This is a genomic window from Pseudonocardia sp. ICBG601 (assembly GCF_020496245.1).
The window spans coordinates 17,362-34,759 of sequence record NZ_JAHLJA010000181.1 but is presented as its reverse complement, the minus strand read 5'-3'; the positions used below and the strand labels follow the sequence as shown (position 1 = coordinate 34,759).

Genomic DNA, 17,398 nt, shown 5'->3' with positions numbered 1-17,398 from the left:
GATATGGATGGGGAAATGATGTCGTCGCCTGCTGCTTATCGATTGCTGCAGAGGCGGCTGTTGTGGCGGTCGTGAAAATCTATGCTGTGCGTGTCGCGGACGCACAGGAAGTTGACCTAGAGTACCGGTTCGTTTCCTGTCGTGCAGATATGGGCGATGTTCCAGGGTTTCGCGGGTTGGAGTTGCTGCGGTCGGTTGATGGTGGTGGCCGGTATTTTGTGGTGTCGTGGTGGGACTCCGAGGCCTCGTTTTGTGATTGGTTAGCGTATGGCCGGGAGATGGCGCATGGGGTGTCGTCGGCCCGGTCGGGTGTGGTGTCGGAGTTGCTGGAGTTCGAGGTCGTCGACCTGCCCGGTCTCGCCGAGGATTTGAGATAAGCGTGTGACGTGGGTTTACGCGGCTACGCGTGTCGCCTCCGCCGTGAGTGGGGCCCCGTCTGTGTCGGTGGCTGGGTGGTCGAGGCATCCGTGGCTGTGGCGTTCGCCGGCGGCGGCGTCTCGGTCCCAGAAGCCGCAGCTGCCGGTGGCGAGGTGGGCGGGCCAGTAGGCGGCGCAGTCGCTGCAGATGAACGCTTCGGTCGCGCCGAGCCGCAGGTTCTGTGGTGGCTGGTCGCAGGTCGGGCATCGGTAGAGGCCGTGGGTGTCGTCCCAGCGCAGCGCCGCCGGGCGACTCTCGCTGACGGCGTTGATGGCGATGGTCATGCCGTTGCTCCTGTGTTCTCGTGGGTGTCCCGCGCGCGGTGGATGAAGCCGTGCTGGCCGAGGCGGTGGGCGAGCTCCCCGGTCGTGTCCGCCGTGTAGGCCGCCGATCCGGTGTCGGCGCCCTCGCCGTTAGTGCTGTTTCTGCTGGTAGATGCCTCGTGAAGACGGTTCATGGGCGTTCCCTTTCCCGCTGCGCGTTCGTGGAGCGCCGCGCGGAACGCGGTGACGTTGACGAGGTGCTGGACGACGTGTCCGGAGGCGACGAGGACCCCGTGCTGGTCGTGTGCGGTCACGGCGAAGGCGAACCGGGTGCCGATCTCGTGGGTGCAGCGGGCGGTGACGTGGAGTCGGTCCCCGGGGATCGACGGCGCCCGGTGGGTGATCTCGACTTTCGCGCCGACCGGTGTCTGGCCGTCGGCGGCGCGGTGGTGGCGGAGGAAGTCCATGCAGGGCGCTTCGAGGAGGCCGATGAGGTAGCCGGTCGCGAACACCGCTTCCCCGTCCCGGAACGCGTCGAGCGTGGGGTGCAGGTCGGGGACGAGCTGGTCGTCGGGGACGACGTAGAAGATCGACATCTCGGCGCCGGCGCCGGTGCTGCGGCTGGTCTTGGTGGGTCGGAGTGCGGTGGTCATGGCTGGCGGGCCCTGGCCGTCGAGGGGGACGAATCGTCGTCCTTGTCTTCGGTGGGGTCGTCGCCGCTGACCGTGCCGTCAGCGCCGTCAGCGCCGTCAGCGCCGTCGGCGTTGTCGGCGTTGTCGGCGGTGTTGTCGGCGGTGGTGCTGATGGCGTGGCGGTGGTGTGGGGGGACCATGCTGGTGATCAGGGCGGAGACGATGTCGCGTTGGCGTTCGGGCAGCAGTGCCCAGTTGTGGAGTAGGTCGGTGCCGGCGGGTTCGCGGACCAGGATGTGCAGGGTGTGTGAGGGCCCGTCCACGGCTTCGGGGTGGTCGGTGTAGAAGAAGTCGTCGGCGACGTTGTAGTAGCGGGCGAGCCAGCGGGTGTAGGTGGGTGAGGGTTCCTTCCCGCGGGTGCCGTTGAGGATTTTGGTGATGTAGACGTCGCTGACGCCGCCGCCTTGGCTGCGGATCCATCGGACGATGTCGGTGGCGGGGAAGACGGTGCCGTTGGGGCGTCGGATGGCGCTGGCGAGGTAGTTGAGGCGTTCGCTGATGGTGCCGAACCGGTTCGGGTCCGGCGAGCCGGGCTTGATCCGCGGCGGCATCGCCTCCCCGTCTGTCGTCGCGCTGGCGGAAGGGGTTCTTCCGCTGGTCGTTGCGGTGTTGCTGGTGTTGGGGGGCTGTGCTCGTCGACGGGCCATGGTGCTCCTCCTCGTGTCGCGGTCGTTCCGGGTTGTCCCTGCTGGCCCCCGGTTCCCGGGCGTGAAGGTCCGGGACCGGTAGGTCCCGGGACTCTATCTCCGGTCCGGGTTGGCGGGTGTGTAGCACACGCCCTAGTGGACGGATATACAACAGTGGATAGGGTACAGTCGCGGCGTTGTTCAGGACGGGCGCCGATGGGTGGAGGCGGTGGAGCGGGTGGTGAAACGTCGGGTCTCGCCCGGAGTCGGGCCTGCCGGTGTGCGTAGTCGCCGGGGTGCGCGCTGATGGGTCTGGTCGGCGGCGTCTCTGCGCTCGCGGCTGCTGCGGCTCTGCTGCTTGGCTCGGCCACTCCGGACAAGGGCCCCGCGGAGACGGCGGATGCCGTGTGTGGGTGGCGGATCACCGCCACTCATGTCCTGGCTGAACTCGACCTCGGCAGCGTGAGCGGTAGTAGTGCGGGTGTGTTGCGGGCGGCATTGCTCGCCCTCGACGCTGATGAGCCCGGTTTCGTGCCCGTCACCTGCTACAGCGCCGGGGTCGGGAACCGCTTGGATGATCATGGAAACGGTTCCGCTGGTCACCAGGGGCAGGCCGGACAGGACACGCAGGCCCCGGCGGCGGCCACGGCACCGCCCGGTTCCTCTGCTCTGCCGTCCGCACAGGGCCAGGGCGCCACGGCTGGTGAGGTGTTCGGGTGGGGCGCCCCGGATGTCGTGGACGACTTCACCGGCACCGCTCTCGGTCCTGGGTGGAGTGCCTACGACGGTCCCGGGCATGCCGGGAACGGTGTCCGCTCCCCTGCTGCGGCGACCGTCTCCGACGGTGTCCTCACCATCGACGGGACCGGGGACGGCACGACCGCCGGCCTGGCCTGGACCGCGCACTCCCAGAAGTACGGACGCTGGGAAGTGCGGATGCGCGCCCCGACCGGTTCGCCGTCCTACAACGCCCTCGCCCTGTTGTGGCCGACCCAGGAGAACTTCCCGGTCGGCGGGGAGATCGACTTCGCCGAGATCATGGACCCGGCCCGCGACAAGATCGAGTTGTTCCTGCACTACGGCGCGGACAACTCCCAGGTCCACGGCGAACTCAAGATCGACGCCACCCAGTGGCACAACTACGCGGTGGAGTGGACCTCGGCCGGTGTGACCGCGTTCGTCGACGGCCGCGAATGGTGGAAGACAGAAGACACCTCGATCTTGCCGCCCGGCCCGATGCACCTGTGCCTGCAGCTGGACTGGTTCCCGCGCGGCGACGGCGAGTCCGGGCGGATGCAGGTGGATTGGGTGAAGCAGTGGGGCCTGGCCGCAGGTGAGGGCTCGTCCACGACCTCCGGTGGCAGCGAGGGCTCCACTGATGCGGATTCGTCGACGTCGATTACCGATGAGGTGAACAACGTCGACGGTCGGTGATGGCCCCGCTGATGGCCTCGGTGTCGTTGGGTCCTGCCCGCTTTGTTTGTTGATCATGAAGGGAGTTCGTTGATGTCTGCTCGTTCTAGTTCTTCTCCTTTGTCCTCGGTCTCGTCGTCGTTGGTAGCGGGGGTGGTGCGTCGTTCGGCGGTTGCGGTGTTGGCGGCGGGGGCGATGCTCGGTGGGACTGCGGTGACGCCGGTCTTGCTTGCCACCGCTGCGGCGGCGGAGCCCGAGCCCGCGGCCGAGGGACCGTCGGGGGAGGGCGCGGTGGGTGTCCTGGGCGGTCTGACCGACGCGGGTCACAGGGCCGTGGACGCGGTCGGCGCGGCGGGTGGTGCGGTCACCGACGTGGTGAACGGCCCCGCCCCCGCGGCGGCCCCCGCGGCGGCCCCGGCTCCTGTGTCTGAACCACCGCCCCGCCCGACCCCGCCCCAGCCTGCACCCGCACCGCCACGGGCCGCCCCACCCCAGCCGGCTCCTGTTCCGCGACCCGCGCCGCCGCAGAACCTCCCCCCGCCGCCCGCGGCTCCGGCTCCTGCTCCCACTCCGGCTCCGGCCGTATCACCGGCGCCGTCCGTCACACCGCCGCCGCCGCCGTCGTCGGCTGCTCCGGTGCCGGATAAGGCGGTGCCGGTGCGGCCTGCTGCCGTCACCGCGACGCCCGTCCCGGTCGCTTCCGACAGCGGTGGTGAGTCGCCGTCCGGCCCGCCCACGAGCCGACCAGAGGAGAACCACGGCAAGGACTGCTGCGTGGACGTCGCTGACCGGGGCAGCTCTGCCGGTGCAGGTAGTGGCGGCGGTGAGCAGGTGAGTCGCTCGGTGGAGGATGCGCGGGCTGCGGTCGCGCTGTTGGACGAGTTCCTCGACGCCCTGGAAGCCGAGCCGGCCAGCCCGGTCGGCGCGGGGGGTGAGGCGGGCCGGGCGGTCCTCGACGCTGCTGCGGATAGTGGCCGCAGCCCAGCGGTCGGCAGCGCTGTGGGTGAGGTGTCTGTGCCTGTGGCCCCGTCGGAGCGCCCTGTGGACACCGCGGCGCCGAAGCCGCCGCCTGCCAGCGGCTCCGGCACGGTCACGCGAACTGCGGATGAGCACACCAGCGCTGGTCAGAGCAGCGGGCCGCAGGGCGAAGCCCCGGGCGGTGCCCAGCAGAGCGAGGGCCTGGCCGCCGGTGTGGAGAAGCTGACCGAACAGGCCGCCCGTGCGGCGGTGGCCGACCCGACCGCGGTCGCGTTGCTGGAGACTCTCACCGACCCGGAGCTGAACCTCGACGATCTCGACAGCACCACCAGTAGCAGCACCGACAGTGCTGGTAGTGCTGGTGAGACGGTCTCCCGAACCAACGGCGCTCCCGCGGCCGAGGCGTCGTCCGTCGCTGCTCAGGAACCCGACGCCGCTGCTGCGGAGTCGTCGGCTCCGGTCGTGGAGAAGAGCTCGGGCGCGGTCCCGGAGCGGGTGTGGGATGCGCTGGCCGAGTGTGAGTCCGGTGGGGACTGGGCGACCCGTACCGGGGACGGTTTCGCCGGTGGGCTGCAGTTCACGCCGTCGACCTGGGCGACCTTCGGCGGTACCGGCGCCGCCCACGAAGCGTCTCGGGCCGAGCAGATCGCGGTCGCGCAGCGTGTGCAGGAAGGCCAGGGGTGGGGCGCGTGGCCGGCGTGTAGCAAACGGCTCGGCCTCACCGACTGACCTCACCGCCTGACCGGCCGCGACACGGTGAGAGGGAGGCGGGGGTGGGCGTTGGCTCCGGGCCTGTGGTGTGGGAGGGACTGACACAGGGGGACCCGTGCGTCACCTACACCAGGCCGCCGTTCCCACACGAGACGAGGAGGTTCGGTGGTGTGCAGGCCCGGAGACAACCCGCCCGGGCCGACCGGCCGAAGGGCTCTCAAACCTCGGCGGGTCTCGGCCCGAGCACCACGAACCGTAGCGGGTCGATGCGGCCAGTGTCACCACCCCACCAGCTCCGATACCGAGGCCCGGAGAGAAGAGCGAAGAGGAGGCGACCGCGGTGAAGACCGCGACGAGTGGGCTCGCGTGTGTGGTCGCGCTGGTGGGCGTGGTCATCGTGCTGTTCGTGATCGCCCTCGGCGGCGCGATCACCTCAGGCGGACGCACGTCCTCGCTGGGCGTCCCCGGGGTGGTCTGCGCCCCCGCTGGGGTCGACCCGGCCGACCTGGTCGACGGTTTCGGCCCCGCCCAGGTGTCCAACGCCGCGCACATCGTCGCTACCGGTGTCGAGATGGGTGTCCCAGTGCGGGGGCAGGTGATCGCGGTCGCGACCGCCATGCAGGAATCCACACTGCTCAACTACGCCAACACCACCGTCACCGAATCGTTGACACACCCGCATGAGGCCGTCGGGGCCGATCATGACTCGGTTGGGTTGTTCCAGCAGCGGGCCGCCGGCTGGGGACCGGTCACCGTCCGCATGGACCCGAAGGCCTCGGCGCAGCTGTTCTACGAACGCCTCCTTCAGGTCCCCGGCTGGGAGAGCATGCCGCTGACCCGCGCAGCCCAAGCGGTGCAGATCAGCGCGTTCCCCGACGCCTACGCCCGCTGGGAACACCCCGCCGCACTACTCGTCGGCGCCCTGGACAACATCACCTGCACCAGCCCCGGCACCCCGGACAGCCCGCCGGGCTCCCCGGGGCTGCCCGGCGGGGTGGACCCGCACATCCGCCAGGTGATCGACCGCGCCCTGACCCAACAGGGCCAGCCCTATGTCTGGGCCGGAGGCGACGCCCACGGCCCCACCCTCGGCGGGTTCGACTGCTCCGGGCTCATGACCTACGCCTTCGCCGGCATCGGGATCGACGTCCCCGGACAGACCCAAGCCATCTGGCAACGCTTCCCACCGCCCATCACCGACCCCGCCCACGTCCAACCCGGAGACATGCTCCTGTTCTCCAACAACGGACGCCCCGGCGGGATCCACCACGTCGGCCTCTACCTCGGCGCAGGCCAGATGCTCCACGCCCCCCAGACCGGCGACGTCGTCAAAACCGAACCCGACATCTGGAACAACACCTACTACGCCCGCGAGTTCATCGGCGCCGTCCGCGCCACCCACAACCCAGCCACGTAGACGACCGCCCGAGGTCTGCCCCGTGGGAGCTGGTTACGCCTCGTCCGCCGCGGTCGAGGTGGTGGCGAGGTCGACGGTCTCGAACTCCAGCAGGTCAGCACCAGTCCCGACCTGCGGACGAGACGAGTCGCAGTGCGCCGCCTCGCTGCCCTCGGTACGCCACGCCTGGAAAGCGTCGTCGGACTCCCAGCGGGTGTAGACGAAGTGCCGCGTGTCACCAGCGACCGGCCGCAGCAACTCGTAACCGAGGAACCCAGCCACGCCACCCATGCAGCCCTGCGTGAACCGGGCAGCGAACCGCGCCTCCAACTCCGGGCCCTGCCCATCAGGCACCGTGATCGCATTGATCTTCACAACAGTCATAGAGCGACATACTACGCGGGCCCGTGCACGGGCCCGCGTAGTAACTGCGATGATATCTGATGTGATCTCGCCCCTACCGGCTATCGGCTCTGACTTGCTCGCATCCGTGGAAGAACTTCGCATCTGGTCGCGCCCGATGCTCGCCGGACGCGTCATCGCGGTGGCGGCCGGGAAAGGCGGTGTCGGGAAAAGCACTCTGGCCGCAGAGCTGGCCTACTGTCTTGATGCGGTGCTCGTCGATGCTGATTGGGACGACGGCTGCGTGTCCAGAGCTCTCGGATGGCGCCGCGAAACCCGTGCCAGATCTCCACTGCTTGACGCGCTTGACAGCGGTCGCGCACCCCGCCTGATTCGCGGCGGCACTACCAAACCGGACCTGGTCCCGGCCGGTCCAGATTTGGAAGCTCATCAACCGCGCCCGGAGAAATTTGCTGACGATCTCACGCGATGGGCTAGGGAGTGGCAACGACCAGTCGTGATTGACACCCACCCCGGATCAGGGGCCGCAACTTACGGCGCGATGGCTGCGGCTCACGTGGTCCCCTGCCCCACTGAGCTGGGGGAGAAGGACCTCGACGCGCTCGCCGGATGGTGCGAGAAATTGCAAGGGTATCCCCTGTACATTGTCCCATCCCAGGTTCCGAAGAGTCCAGCGGATTCCCACCTTGACTGGCTCGACCAGATCGCCTTAACTTATAATCTTAAGGTAAGCACCGAGGTCCCCCGTGCCGACTGGTTGCCTCAGCGAAAAGCCCGCACCGCCTTGTGTGCGGCAAGATCCCTGTCGAAACGAAACACCCCGATGATCCGTGCCTATATCACGACAGCGAGAGAGGTGGCTGAACGTGCCAACAACGCCTCCTGACGAAAATCTAGATTCACATACCACCAGCGAGACACCCGCTAGTAAGTCGCCGTCACCGACAGCAAAACTCCGCGAGAGAAAAAACTCCCGCCAGCCGCGGCGCCCCCCCGCCCCCCGCCACCCGAAGATTATCGCGCATGAGCCCGCGTCCGCGCATGAGCCCGCGTCCGCGCATGAGCCCGCGTCCGCGCATGAGCCCGCGTCCGCGCATGAGCCCGCGTCCGCGCATGAGCCCGCGTCCGCGCATGAGCCCGCGTCCGCGCATGAGCCCGCGTCCGCGCATGAGCCCGCGTCCGCGCATGAGCCCGCGTCCGCGCATGAGCCCGCGTCCGCGCATGAGCCCGCGTCCGCGTCATCTTCAAAGGCTATCCGGGAATGCCCCGGGAACCGGCCCGAGATGGCTTCTAGCGGCACAACAGAGGGGACCCAGGTAGACGAGCCCCGACCGCTGGTGGCCGCCTATCAGGGGCGCGCTGAGCGGAAGACTGTCGTCGATGCTGCATTGTCCTGGGCCGCAGCAGTGCGCAAACTGGACGCGCGTCGCGCGACCCTCATCCGAGCACTAGAGGCGGCGCGGATGGCCGGCGTGCCCTCTGAAGTGTTATCTACCGTACTTTCTGATGCTGAGGGCCGCGCACTCGGTCAACCTCTGCCCATCGAGGTGCGAAATGCCGCAGAAGGCTAGACAGCCCCTGCAAAGTCTTTGTAAAGAAATACACGCTCAAGCAAGAGAGAGCTCGTAAATGCGCTGAGCGGCGTCACGTATGGCTACGATTTAACGCGTGGAGTCGAACAGTACCGCAACCGCAACTTACCCAAGCCACGCCGAAGCAAGCCACGCCGAAGCAAGATATGATGCTTCGGTCTGCAAACGCTGTGGAGCAATCCAGGATCAGTGGTCACCTTGCCGACTGGAGTGTGTCCTGTAATTCGGTGGTGCAGGTCCAGGGCGCGATCGAATTACAGGACGCACCCCAGTCGCAGCAGGGGCCGAGCCCGTTTCCTCAGAGGTATGGCGCAAATCTGACCAGGATTCGGGGCGATGATTTTCGTCGGAAGGAGCAATTCCATGCCAGAGAAGATGCTCGCAGTGTGGCGGATCTGAGTCATCTCGCCTCCTCTCGAATCGCCATGGTGTCGCCACCGAATACCTCCGTGATTAGCGCAGCGCAGATAACAACGCACCATGCCGTGAAAGTGACGCGGAGTAGCGGTGGTGCGTTGCGGAGTTCCATGAAGTAGTGGCCGACGAGATACACCTTGATGAAGGCGAGCAGGATGATCCCGCTGTTCACAAGACTTGACAGATCGTGAGTGTCGGCCCAGTACCAGGAGAGGATCGTGACGGCCATGAGTCCGACCCAGACCACAAGCGTGCGCGTGTATGGTCGCGTCGTGATGTGACCTGTCATGATTCCTATCTCACGAGATACAGTAGTGTGAACAATATGATCCATATGAGGTCGACGAGGTGCCAGAAACAGGCTCCGGACTCGATGTGACACAGGGCGCGGGCTGTGGGGTTCGGTGTGCGGGCGATGCGACACATGCCGATCAGGACTGCGAGTCCGGCGATGAGGTGTGTCAGGTGTATGGTGGTGAGGACGAAGTAGAACATGAAGAAGCTGTTCGCAAAAGGATCATGCCCGACTGTAAGCATGTCTGACCACTCGGCATATTTGCTGACAACGAACATCAACCCGCACGCTATGGCTGCGGCGAACAGTCGGGCGCTCCACCGGGGCTGGTGATCGCGGAGTGCGATTACGCCCCATGCGACGAACACGGAGCTGGTGAGCAACAGCAGAGTGTCCACCGCACCGTAGGTCAGATGCATCGTCGACTGAGCGATCCGGAAAGTCTCAATCTGCTGGGCGCGTTCGTAGCCGAACACGATGAAGACGAGCCCGAAGATCAGCAGCTCGCCACCGATCAGCACCCACACGCCCAGCTCACCCGGCACTCTGCCGCGGCCACCAGGTGTCCAGTTCCGCGCAGCCGGACCGCTCGAGGTCGAGGCGATCGGATCGGTGAACATATCCGCAGCAGGCTGGCCCTCGCGTGTCATCGAGGTGTCCCGGTGCTCATCCGAGGCGTGTCGTCGAGATCTTGTTCGTGGAGAAACCCGGCCCGGACGTTCCGCACCGTCAACGCGGAGAACGTCAACAGCCATATTCCGAACACGATGATCGGAACTCCCATACACACGATCCCCTGCCACCCGAACGGCCCATCCTTGAAAAACCACACCGTGGCGCAGGGCAGATAGCCGATACCCACCCCCATACTCAGGTAGCCGCTCCACCGCGGATACACCGGAAGATCGCTTCTGTCCAACAGGACACTCAAGCCTAGCGCAACCGCCCACACAGTAAACGGAATCCACGTGCCGAGAAAAATAATGAACCCGGCATCGTTGAGCATTTGCGTGATCTCCGGCGACACCTCACCCGCACGAAACGCCGCTGTCGCCCAGAGGGCAGTGTTGAGCACGATCTGCGCGGTCCCCACCGCCATGCACGTCACCTGCACATACGTCAGCACAGGGAACGCACCTTCTTTACGGCGGGTTTGCGCGGCCATCGCCACACCCCACACCGGGATGACACCGAACGAGATCATCGCGAACACCGCGCCGACCCGAATCGGCAAAGTGTTCTGTGCGTAGTAGGAAGCCACAGTTTCCGCGCTATCATCCGGACCGATCCGAGGCGGCAACCAGCCGCCGAGCAACACGCCACCGATCCCGAAAACGATGATGCACACCGGCGCGGCGACCGCAGCGAGCAGGTGCGCCTGACGACTCATGCTCGTACGCGCAGAATACGAGTCTCTGCGGCCCCTTGGGCCGACGTCAGTCACCACCACAGAATGATCTGGTCTCACCGCCGGAGGAAGACACCCCATGTAAAATCACGATGAAACACAGCTGCACACGCAACGACAACGGCACGCCTCCCCCTGCTACTCCACGCCGCGATGAAGAACAGCTGTCCCGCAGGGCAGGGGAATCCGACGCCGTTGTAAATATCAGATAACGCGCACCGTCGCCGCTTGTCGTGATGGGCCCTACGGCTGGATCCAGATGCCGTTTTTGGTGGTGGTCAGGCTGAGTGTGGCGGGGTCGAGACAGACGGTGACGCCGTCGCGTTCGACGCGGTGGGTGTCCCACAGGACGGCGTTGTCGAAGACGTGTCCGCAGCCGTTGGTGCGGGTGCAGCAGTGGGCGCGGTCGGGTCCGACCCAGGTGTGTCCGCAGCAGCTCATCCGGACAAGTACACCGCTCACAGGCGCCGCGGGTTCCCTTCATGATCATGGAGCCTTTTTCATCGTGATTTTGCTGGTCAGGGGCTTGGTGAGGGTGGTGGTGTAGCTGGGTGAGGCTCCCGGTAGGACAGGGATCGTCCAAGATCAATCATCCTGACCGGGAGCCTCGGCGTGTTGTCCTACCCTGCTGCGAACACCCTTGCCCGGCTGCGCAGCATGATCGGTCGTCAGCGGCGTGCCAGCGGGGGGCGGTGGTGGCGGATCACCGCCGGCCAGCAGGCCGTTGCTGGTCCTCGCGTACCTGCGTAACGGTGACACCTACGCCCGCCTCGCCGCCGGGTTGGGGTGCCGGTAAGGATCGTGTCATCAGCCGCAAACGAGCGCTGGGGGCTTGACCCTGAATCTCTGGTCGCGGCGGTGTCCGGGGGGTGGGAGTAGCGTCCGTGCGTGGCGCGTGAGCTGGGTCAGGACGAACTGATCGATCGGTGGACGCTGGTCGAGGCCGAGCTGGCGATGGTGGCCGGCAAGCGTGGCGCGACGCGGCTCGGGTTCGCGGTGTTGCTGCGCTTTTACACCGAGCACGGCCGGTTTCCCCGCAGCCGGAGCGAGATCCCCGACGCCGCTGTGGACTACGTGGCCCGGCAGGTCGGTGTGCCGGTGACCGAGCTGGCGTTCTACGACTGGTCCGGCCGCACGATCGAGTTCCATCGCAGCCAGATTCGCCGGACACTGGGGTTCCGGGAGTGCAGCGTCGCCGACGCCGACAAGCTCACCGAGTGGCTGGTCACCACCGTCACCCAGACCGAGCGCGGCGCTGAACGTGTCCGTGACCAGCTGCTGGACCGGTGCCGGGAGGAACGTATCGAGCCGCCCACCGGCGGCCGCGTCGACCGGATCGTGCGCTCGGCGCTGCACCGCGGCGAGGAGCTGCTGTTCGCACGGGTGGCGATCCGCTTATCCGAGGCGGTGCGCGTTCGGCTGTTCGCCTTGGTCGCGGCCGGTGCCGATGACGACGGCCAACCCGGCGGGGACGGTGACGGGCCGGCGGTGCTGGCCTCGATCCGGTCCGATCCGGGCAACGTCAGCCTGAACACGATGTTGACCGAGATCGCCAAGCTGGAAGCGGTACGGGCGGTCGGCCTGTCAGCCGGCGTGTTCGCCGACATCGCCCCGAAGGTGGTCGCCGCCTGGCGGGCGCGGGCGGCGGTCGAGGCGCCCAGCCACCTGCGCGGACACGCGCCTGAGGTGACGCTGGCCCTGCTGGCGGCGTTGTTGCACTGCCGGGAACGGGAGATCACCGACACGCTGGTCGAGCTGCTGATCTCCACCGTGCACCGGATCAACGCCCGCGCCGAGGTCCGGGTGACCAAGGAGCTGATCAAGGAGTTCAAGCGGGTCACCGGCAAGGAGAACTTGCTGTTCCGGGTCGCCGAGGCGACCGTGAACGCCGGCGACCAGCTCGTGCGCGACACCGTGTTCCCGGTCGCGCCGCAGGCCGTGCTGGCCGACCTGATCGCGGAGTTCAAGTCCTCCGGGCCGACCTACCAGCGCACCGTGAAGGCCACGCTGAAGGGCTCCTACACCAACCACTACCGGACTGGGCTGATCAAGCTGCTGGACGTGCTGGAGTTCCGCAGCAACAACACCACCCACCGGCCGGTGCTCGACGCGCTGGAGCTGATCACCCGCTACGCCAGCGCCGGGAACCTGCACTACTACCCGGCCGGCGAGCACATCCCGGTCCATCGCGGCCTGAGCGAGGACTGGGAGGCGCTGGTTTACAAGGACGACAAGCGCCGCCGGCAACGGGTCGTGCGCATGGTCTACGAGGTGTGCACCTTCCAGGCGCTACGCGAGCAGTTGCGGTGCAAGGAAATCTGGGTCGTCGGCGCGGACACCTGGCGCAACCCGGCCGAAGACCTTCCGACCGATTTCGAGGACCATCGCGTCGAGCACTACCAGGCGCTGCGCAAGCCGCTGGACCCCAGCCAGTTCATCGCCGACCTGCAAGCCGAGATGCGCGCCGAGCTGGAGGCCCTGCACACCGCCCTGCCGGGCTGCGATTGGTTGTCGATTAGCGACCGCGCGGCTGGCGCGGTCAAGCTGGCCCCGCTGGAGGCCTCGCCGGAGCCGCGCAAGAGCAATGCTTGAGACCTGTGGATGACCTGGAGGGGCCGTACCCTCCCGGTGATCTTGAGGCTCTGAAGCAAGGTCGGCGGGTCAACGCCGGCCGGAAGGGTACGACCCGTGCTCACCGTAGTTCCTGGAGCTGCTGACACCGATGAACCCCGCCGGGGCGGCGGCTCGCTGATCGACGACCTGGTCCGCGAAGGCGCCCGCCGGATGCTGGCCGAGGCGTTGCAGGCCGAGGTCGATGACTACATCGCCCGCCACGCTGAGGAGCGCGACGAGCACGGCCGGCGGCTCGTGGTCCGCAACGGCACCCACCAGCCCCGCGAGGTCCTCACCTCGGCCGGCGCGGTCGAGGTTGTCGCCCCGCGGGTCGACGACCGCCGCATCGATCCCGAGACCGGGCACCGCTGCAGGTTCTCCTCGGCGATCCTGCCGCGATGGTGCCGCCGCACTCCGAAGATCACCGAGGTGTTACCGCTGCTGTATCTGCACGGACTCTCGACCGGGGACTTCGTGCCCGCGCTCGGGCAGTTCCTCGGCTCCACCGCGGGCCTGTCGGCGTCGATGGTCACCAGACTGACCGAGACCTGGAAGACCGAACAGCAGACCTTCTCCCGCCGAGACCTGTCCGGTGTGGACTACGTCTACCTGTGGGCCGACGGGATCCACGTCAACATCCGCCTCGAGGAACACAAGCTGTGCCTACTCGTGCTCATCGGAGTCCGCGCGGACGGCGGCAAGGAACTCGTCGCCCTGACCGATGGCTACCGCGAGTCGAGCGAGTCCTGGGCCGATCTGCTGCGCGACTGCGCGCGGCGCGGCATGCGAGCACCCGTGCTCGCGGTCGCTGACGGCGCGCTCGGGTTCTGGGGCGCGCTGCGCGAGGTGTTCCCGCAGACCCGCGAGCAGCGCTGCTGGGTCCACAAGACCGCCAATGTCCTTGCCGCGCTGCCGAAGTCAGCGCATCCGGGGGCGAAGAAGGCGCTGACCGAGATCTGGAACGCCGAGGACAAGCGCAGAGCCCTCGACGCCGTGGCCCGCTTCGAGGCCGCCTACCGGGCGAAGTTCGGCAAGGCCGTCACGAAGATCGGTGACGACCTCGACGAACTGCTCGCCTTCTACGACTTCCCCGCCGAACACTGGCAACACCTACGCACCACGAACCCGATCGAGTCCACGTTCGCGACCGTCCGCCACCGCACCCGGGTCACCCGCGGGCCCGGGTCACGCGCGGCCGGACTGGCGATGGCGTTCAAACTCATCGAGGCCGCCCAGAACCGATGGCGCGCCGTGAACGGACCGCACCTGGTCGCCCTCGTCCGAGCCGGAGCCCGATTCGACGCCGGCCGCCTCGTCGAACGACCCGATGCCCACACCCACACCGAAGCCGCCTAAAAGATCTTCATCCACAGGTCTTGACGATTGCTCCCGCGCAACCTGCGCCGGCTCAAGCAGGCTGTGCAGGCCCGGTGGGGCACGGTGCCGCTGATCGACATGCTCAAGGAGGCGGTGCTGCGCACCGGCTGCCTGTCGGCGGTGACCTCGGTCGCCGACCGCGGCACCTTGCCCGAGCACGTGCTGGCCGAGCGGTTGCTGCTGGCTATCTACGGGTACGGCACCAACACCGGCATCCGTGCGGTCGCCGGCGGCGAGCACGGGCATTCCGAGGACGAGATTCGCTACGCCCGGCGCCGCTACCTGAGCACCGAGGCCGCGCGGCAGATCGCGATCGAGATCGCCAACGCCACCTTCGCCGCCCGCCAGCAGACACTGTGGGGCGACGGATCCACCGCCGTGGCCAGCGACTCGACTCACTTCGGCGCGTTCGACCAGAACATCTTCACCGAGTGGCACTCCCGCTACGGCGGCCGAGGGGTGCTGATCTACTGGCACGTCGAGCGCGGCTCCGTGGTGATCCACTCGCAGCGGCTGAACTGCTCGGCCTCCGAGGTGCACGCGATGGTCGACGGCGCGATCCGGCATGGCACCGACATGCAGGTCGAGGCCAATTACGTGGACACGCATGGTCAGTCCGAGATCGGGTTCGGCATCACGAAGCTGCTCGGGTTCGACCTGCTGCCGAGGATCAAGCGGATCAACAAGGTCAAGCTGTACCGCCCGGCTGCTGGCGAGCCAGACGCCTGGCCGGGTCTGGCACCGGCGATGACCCGCCCGGTCCGGTGGGACCGCATCGCTGAGCAGTACGACCAGATGCTCAAGTACGCCACCGCGATCCGCGTGGGCACCGCCTCGACCGAGGCGATCCTGCGGCGATTCATGAAGGCCAACGCAGCGCACCCGACCTACCAGGCGATGATCGAGCTGGGCCGGGCGCAAAAGACCATCTTCTTGGCCCGTTACCTGCACAGCCGGGCACTCCAGCGAGAGATCCACGAGGGCCTGAACGTGGTCGAGTCGTGGAATCGGGCCAACGCGGTCATCTTCTACGGCAAGGGCGGGGACCTGGCCACCAACCGGCGCGACGAGCAGGAGATGAGCGTGCTGTGCCTGCGGATCTTGCAGGCCGCCCTGGTGTACGTGAACACCCTGATGATCCAGGACCTGCTCGCTGGCTCCGAGTGGGACGACGCGCTCACCGCTGAGGATCGGCGCGGGCTGACGCCGCTGTTCTGGGCGCACGTGCTGCCCTACGGCGAGGTGCGGCTGAACATGGACGCCCGTCTGCGCCTGGCCGCCGCCGCCTCCAGCGGCTGACTGGCCGGTCTCGAAACCAAGGTTCCGCGACAGCGTGCAGGCGAGTTCGGACATCGACATCACCCCAGGTCACGCTGTCTCACAATCTAACGTCGAAACACCGCCTCGAAACACGGCCACATGGTAAACTTATGAGACAGTTGCGGGAGGAAACGAGACGATCATGACCGGCGAGTCCGCCATTACCGACCCGCGGATCGCCGCCGCCCTGGATGCCGACCGGGACCAGGCCAGGACGGTGACGTGATGGAACTGGGCTACGCCCGCGTCTCGACCACACACCAGGACCTCGAACGACAGCTCGACGCCCTGGGCCACCACGGCATACCCGACGAGCGGATCTACACCGACAAGAAGACCGGCGCCACCATCGACCGGCCCGGCTTCACCGAGCTGCGCCGCTACGCCCGCTCCGGCGACACGATCATCGCGACCAACCTCGACCGACTCGGCCGCAATCTGCGCGAATGCCTCAACGTCGTGCACGAGCTGCGCGAGCAGGGCATCGGGATCAAGACCCTGAAGGACCCGATCCCGATCGACACCACCGACGACTCGCCGATGGCCGAACTCGCCGTCGCGCTACTGGCGCTGTTCGCACACATGGAACGAGTGTTCATGCGCGAACGCGCCGCCCACGCCCGCGAGGCCACCGCAGCCACGGGCAAACTGCCCGGCCGACCCCGCAAACTCGACCCCAACCAGCTCGCCGCGGCCCAGGCCGCCCTCGACACCGGCCAGACCGCCGACCAGATCGCAGCCGCGTTCGGCGTCAGCCGCGCCACCCTCTACCGCAACCTCACCGAAAATAAACCCGCTGACCAGCAATGATCGACTCGTTTGCGGCTGGTGACAACTCCCTTACCGGCGCCCCGGGTTCGGGGTCGCTACCAGCACCGCCTGGCGTTATGTCCACGACACCCTGGCCCTGCTTGCCGCCCTCGCCGAGGACATCACCCAGGTCGCGGCCCGGGTGGTATCGCTGGCCTGGGTGCTGCTGGACGGGACCCTGGTCCCGATCGACCGGGTCGCCGGGCAGCGCCGCTACTACTCCGGACGACACCGCCGCCACGGCGTGAACGTCCAGATCCTCGCCGACCCGTTCGGTCGACTGTTGTGGGCGTCCCCACCACTACCGGGGGCCACCCACGATGTGACCGCGGCCCGCACCGTCGGGGTGATCGACACCCTGACCAGCCGGAACGTCGAGACGTGGGCGGACAAGGCCTACCAAGGCGCCGGAGGGACGATCCGGACCCCCTACAAACGGCACCGGACCCGACCACACCTGTCGACCGGGCAGAAAGCAGTGAACCGCGCTCACACCCGGATCCGGTGCCGAGTCGAACAAGCCGTCGCCGAGCTCAAGGGCTGGCACGTGTTGGACCGGCTCCGCTGCTGCCCCCGCTACGCGAGCACCGTCATCGCCGTGATCACCGTCCTGAACCGGATCGAAACCCGCCGCTGACCAGCAGAAACACGATGAAAAAGGCTCATGTTGTGCGCCGGCCGGTTGCTCTGACGGCAACGGCGGCTTT

At 67.4% G+C, this 17,398-nt stretch carries 15 protein-coding genes and 4 pseudogenes; 11 read left to right on the top strand and 8 right to left on the bottom strand.

Annotation, left to right across the window (positions count from 1 at the left end):
• Window positions 1-62: 62 nt before the first annotated feature.
• Window positions 63-251: pseudogene (locus tag KPL57_RS73265) on the top strand (antibiotic biosynthesis monooxygenase); the annotation flags it as partial.
• Between the two features lie 141 nt (window positions 252-392).
• On the opposite strand, the gene KPL57_RS58265 reads toward KPL57_RS73265, so the two are convergent.
• Genes KPL57_RS58265 through KPL57_RS58255 form a run of 3 tightly spaced genes read right to left on the bottom strand, consistent with a single transcriptional unit; the run spans window position 393 to window position 1,923 of the window.
• Entirely contained in the window at window positions 393-701 is a 309-nt protein-coding gene (locus KPL57_RS58265) for a hypothetical protein (protein ID WP_226358638.1), read from the bottom strand.
• Window positions 698-1,333 (bottom strand): thioesterase family protein, encoded by a 636-nt coding sequence (locus KPL57_RS58260; RefSeq protein WP_226358637.1) that lies wholly within the window; start codon window positions 1,331-1,333, stop codon window positions 698-700. Before KPL57_RS58260 ends, KPL57_RS58265 begins: the two co-directional genes overlap by 4 nt.
• Window positions 1,330-1,923: a hypothetical protein gene (locus KPL57_RS58255; RefSeq protein WP_226358636.1), complete on the bottom strand. Its 594-nt coding sequence runs from the start codon at window positions 1,921-1,923 to the stop codon at window positions 1,330-1,332. Before KPL57_RS58255 ends, KPL57_RS58260 begins: the two co-directional genes overlap by 4 nt.
• Window positions 1,924-2,529: 606 nt before the next feature.
• Here KPL57_RS58255 and KPL57_RS58250 point away from each other — a divergent pair.
• The 3 genes and pseudogenes from KPL57_RS58250 to KPL57_RS71145 all read left to right on the top strand — a co-directional run bounded on the left by KPL57_RS58250 (window position 2,530) and on the right by KPL57_RS71145 (window position 6,517).
• Complete coding sequence (locus KPL57_RS58250; protein ID WP_226358635.1) at window positions 2,530-3,432, top strand: glycoside hydrolase family 16 protein; 903 nt, start codon at window positions 2,530-2,532, stop codon at window positions 3,430-3,432.
• Between the two features lie 1,419 nt (window positions 3,433-4,851).
• Window positions 4,852-5,106: pseudogene (locus tag KPL57_RS58245) on the top strand (transglycosylase family protein); the annotation flags it as partial.
• A 334-nt stretch (window positions 5,107-5,440) separates the two neighbouring features.
• Entirely contained in the window at window positions 5,441-6,517 is a 1,077-nt protein-coding gene (locus KPL57_RS71145) for a C40 family peptidase (protein ID WP_308253175.1), read from the top strand.
• A gap of 33 nt (window positions 6,518-6,550) precedes the next feature.
• On the opposite strand, the gene KPL57_RS58235 is transcribed toward KPL57_RS71145, so the two are convergent.
• Window positions 6,551-6,880, bottom strand: coding sequence for an antibiotic biosynthesis monooxygenase (locus KPL57_RS58235; RefSeq protein WP_226358634.1), 330 nt, complete (start codon window positions 6,878-6,880; stop codon window positions 6,551-6,553).
• 94 nt (window positions 6,881-6,974) lie between these two features.
• On the opposite strand from KPL57_RS58235, the gene KPL57_RS58230 reads away from it, so the two are divergent.
• Complete coding sequence (locus KPL57_RS58230; protein WP_226358633.1) at window positions 6,975-7,745, top strand: ParA family protein; 771 nt, start codon at window positions 6,975-6,977, stop codon at window positions 7,743-7,745.
• A 1,106-nt stretch (window positions 7,746-8,851) separates the two neighbouring features.
• On the opposite strand, the gene KPL57_RS58225 is transcribed toward KPL57_RS58230, so the two are convergent.
• From KPL57_RS58225 to KPL57_RS58210, 4 genes are all read right to left on the bottom strand, one after another.
• Entirely contained in the window at window positions 8,852-9,157 is a 306-nt protein-coding gene (locus KPL57_RS58225; RefSeq protein WP_226358632.1) for a cytochrome C oxidase subunit IV family protein, read from the bottom strand.
• A gap of 5 nt (window positions 9,158-9,162) precedes the next feature.
• Window positions 9,163-9,813, bottom strand: coding sequence for a cytochrome c oxidase subunit 3 (locus KPL57_RS58220; protein ID WP_226358631.1), 651 nt, complete (start codon window positions 9,811-9,813; stop codon window positions 9,163-9,165).
• Window positions 9,810-10,553 (bottom strand): hypothetical protein, encoded by a 744-nt coding sequence (locus KPL57_RS58215; RefSeq protein ID WP_226358630.1) that lies wholly within the window; start codon window positions 10,551-10,553, stop codon window positions 9,810-9,812. The genes KPL57_RS58220 and KPL57_RS58215 overlap by 4 nt, the downstream gene beginning before the upstream one ends.
• A gap of 261 nt (window positions 10,554-10,814) precedes the next feature.
• Window positions 10,815-11,012, bottom strand: a complete 198-nt coding sequence (locus tag KPL57_RS58210; RefSeq protein WP_226358629.1) for a hypothetical protein — start codon at window positions 11,010-11,012, stop codon at window positions 10,815-10,817.
• Between the two features lie 171 nt (window positions 11,013-11,183).
• Between KPL57_RS58210 and KPL57_RS73260 the strand changes: the two are divergent.
• The 6 genes and pseudogenes from KPL57_RS73260 to KPL57_RS58180 form a co-directional block, all read left to right on the top strand.
• Window positions 11,184-11,352 (top strand): annotated as a pseudogene (locus KPL57_RS73260) (transposase family protein); the annotation flags it as partial.
• Window positions 11,353-11,459: 107 nt separating this feature from the next.
• Entirely contained in the window at window positions 11,460-13,163 is a 1,704-nt protein-coding gene (locus KPL57_RS58200; RefSeq protein WP_226358628.1) for a DUF4158 domain-containing protein, read from the top strand.
• Between the two features lie 96 nt (window positions 13,164-13,259).
• Window positions 13,260-14,540, top strand: coding sequence for an IS256 family transposase (locus tag KPL57_RS58195; RefSeq protein ID WP_226352943.1), 1,281 nt, complete (start codon window positions 13,260-13,262; stop codon window positions 14,538-14,540).
• A 27-nt stretch (window positions 14,541-14,567) separates the two neighbouring features.
• On the top strand, window positions 14,568-15,860 hold the full coding sequence (locus tag KPL57_RS58190; RefSeq protein ID WP_226358627.1) for a transposase: 1,293 nt from the start codon (window positions 14,568-14,570) through the stop codon (window positions 15,858-15,860).
• Between the two features lie 246 nt (window positions 15,861-16,106).
• Window positions 16,107-16,691 carry a recombinase family protein gene (locus KPL57_RS58185; RefSeq protein ID WP_226351775.1) on the top strand — a complete coding sequence of 195 codons (585 nt, stop codon included), beginning with the start codon at window positions 16,107-16,109 and terminating at the stop codon, window positions 16,689-16,691.
• Between the two features lie 43 nt (window positions 16,692-16,734).
• Window positions 16,735-17,328: pseudogene (locus KPL57_RS58180) on the top strand (transposase family protein); the annotation flags it as partial.
• Between the last annotated feature and the right edge of the window lie 70 nt (window positions 17,329-17,398).

Coding starts and splice junctions, on each gene's coding strand:
- KPL57_RS58220 (WP_226358631.1), bottom strand. CDS start 9,813: ATGACACGCGAGGGCCAGCCTGCTGCGGATATGTTCACCGATCCGATC.
- KPL57_RS58210 (WP_226358629.1), bottom strand. CDS start 11,012: ATGAGCTGCTGCGGACACACCTGGGTCGGACCCGACCGCGCCCACTGC.
- KPL57_RS58265 (WP_226358638.1), bottom strand. CDS start 701: ATGACCATCGCCATCAACGCCGTCAGCGAGAGTCGCCCGGCGGCGCTG.
- KPL57_RS58225 (WP_226358632.1), bottom strand. CDS start 9,157: ATGACAGGTCACATCACGACGCGACCATACACGCGCACGCTTGTGGTC.
- KPL57_RS58235 (WP_226358634.1), bottom strand. CDS start 6,880: ATGACTGTTGTGAAGATCAATGCGATCACGGTGCCTGATGGGCAGGGC.
- KPL57_RS58255 (WP_226358636.1), bottom strand. CDS start 1,923: ATGCCGCCGCGGATCAAGCCCGGCTCGCCGGACCCGAACCGGTTCGGC.
- KPL57_RS58260 (WP_226358637.1), bottom strand. CDS start 1,333: ATGACCACCGCACTCCGACCCACCAAGACCAGCCGCAGCACCGGCGCC.
- KPL57_RS58185 (WP_226351775.1), top strand. CDS start 16,107: ATGGAACTGGGCTACGCCCGCGTCTCGACCACACACCAGGACCTCGAA.
- KPL57_RS58215 (WP_226358630.1), bottom strand. CDS start 10,553: ATGAGTCGTCAGGCGCACCTGCTCGCTGCGGTCGCCGCGCCGGTGTGC.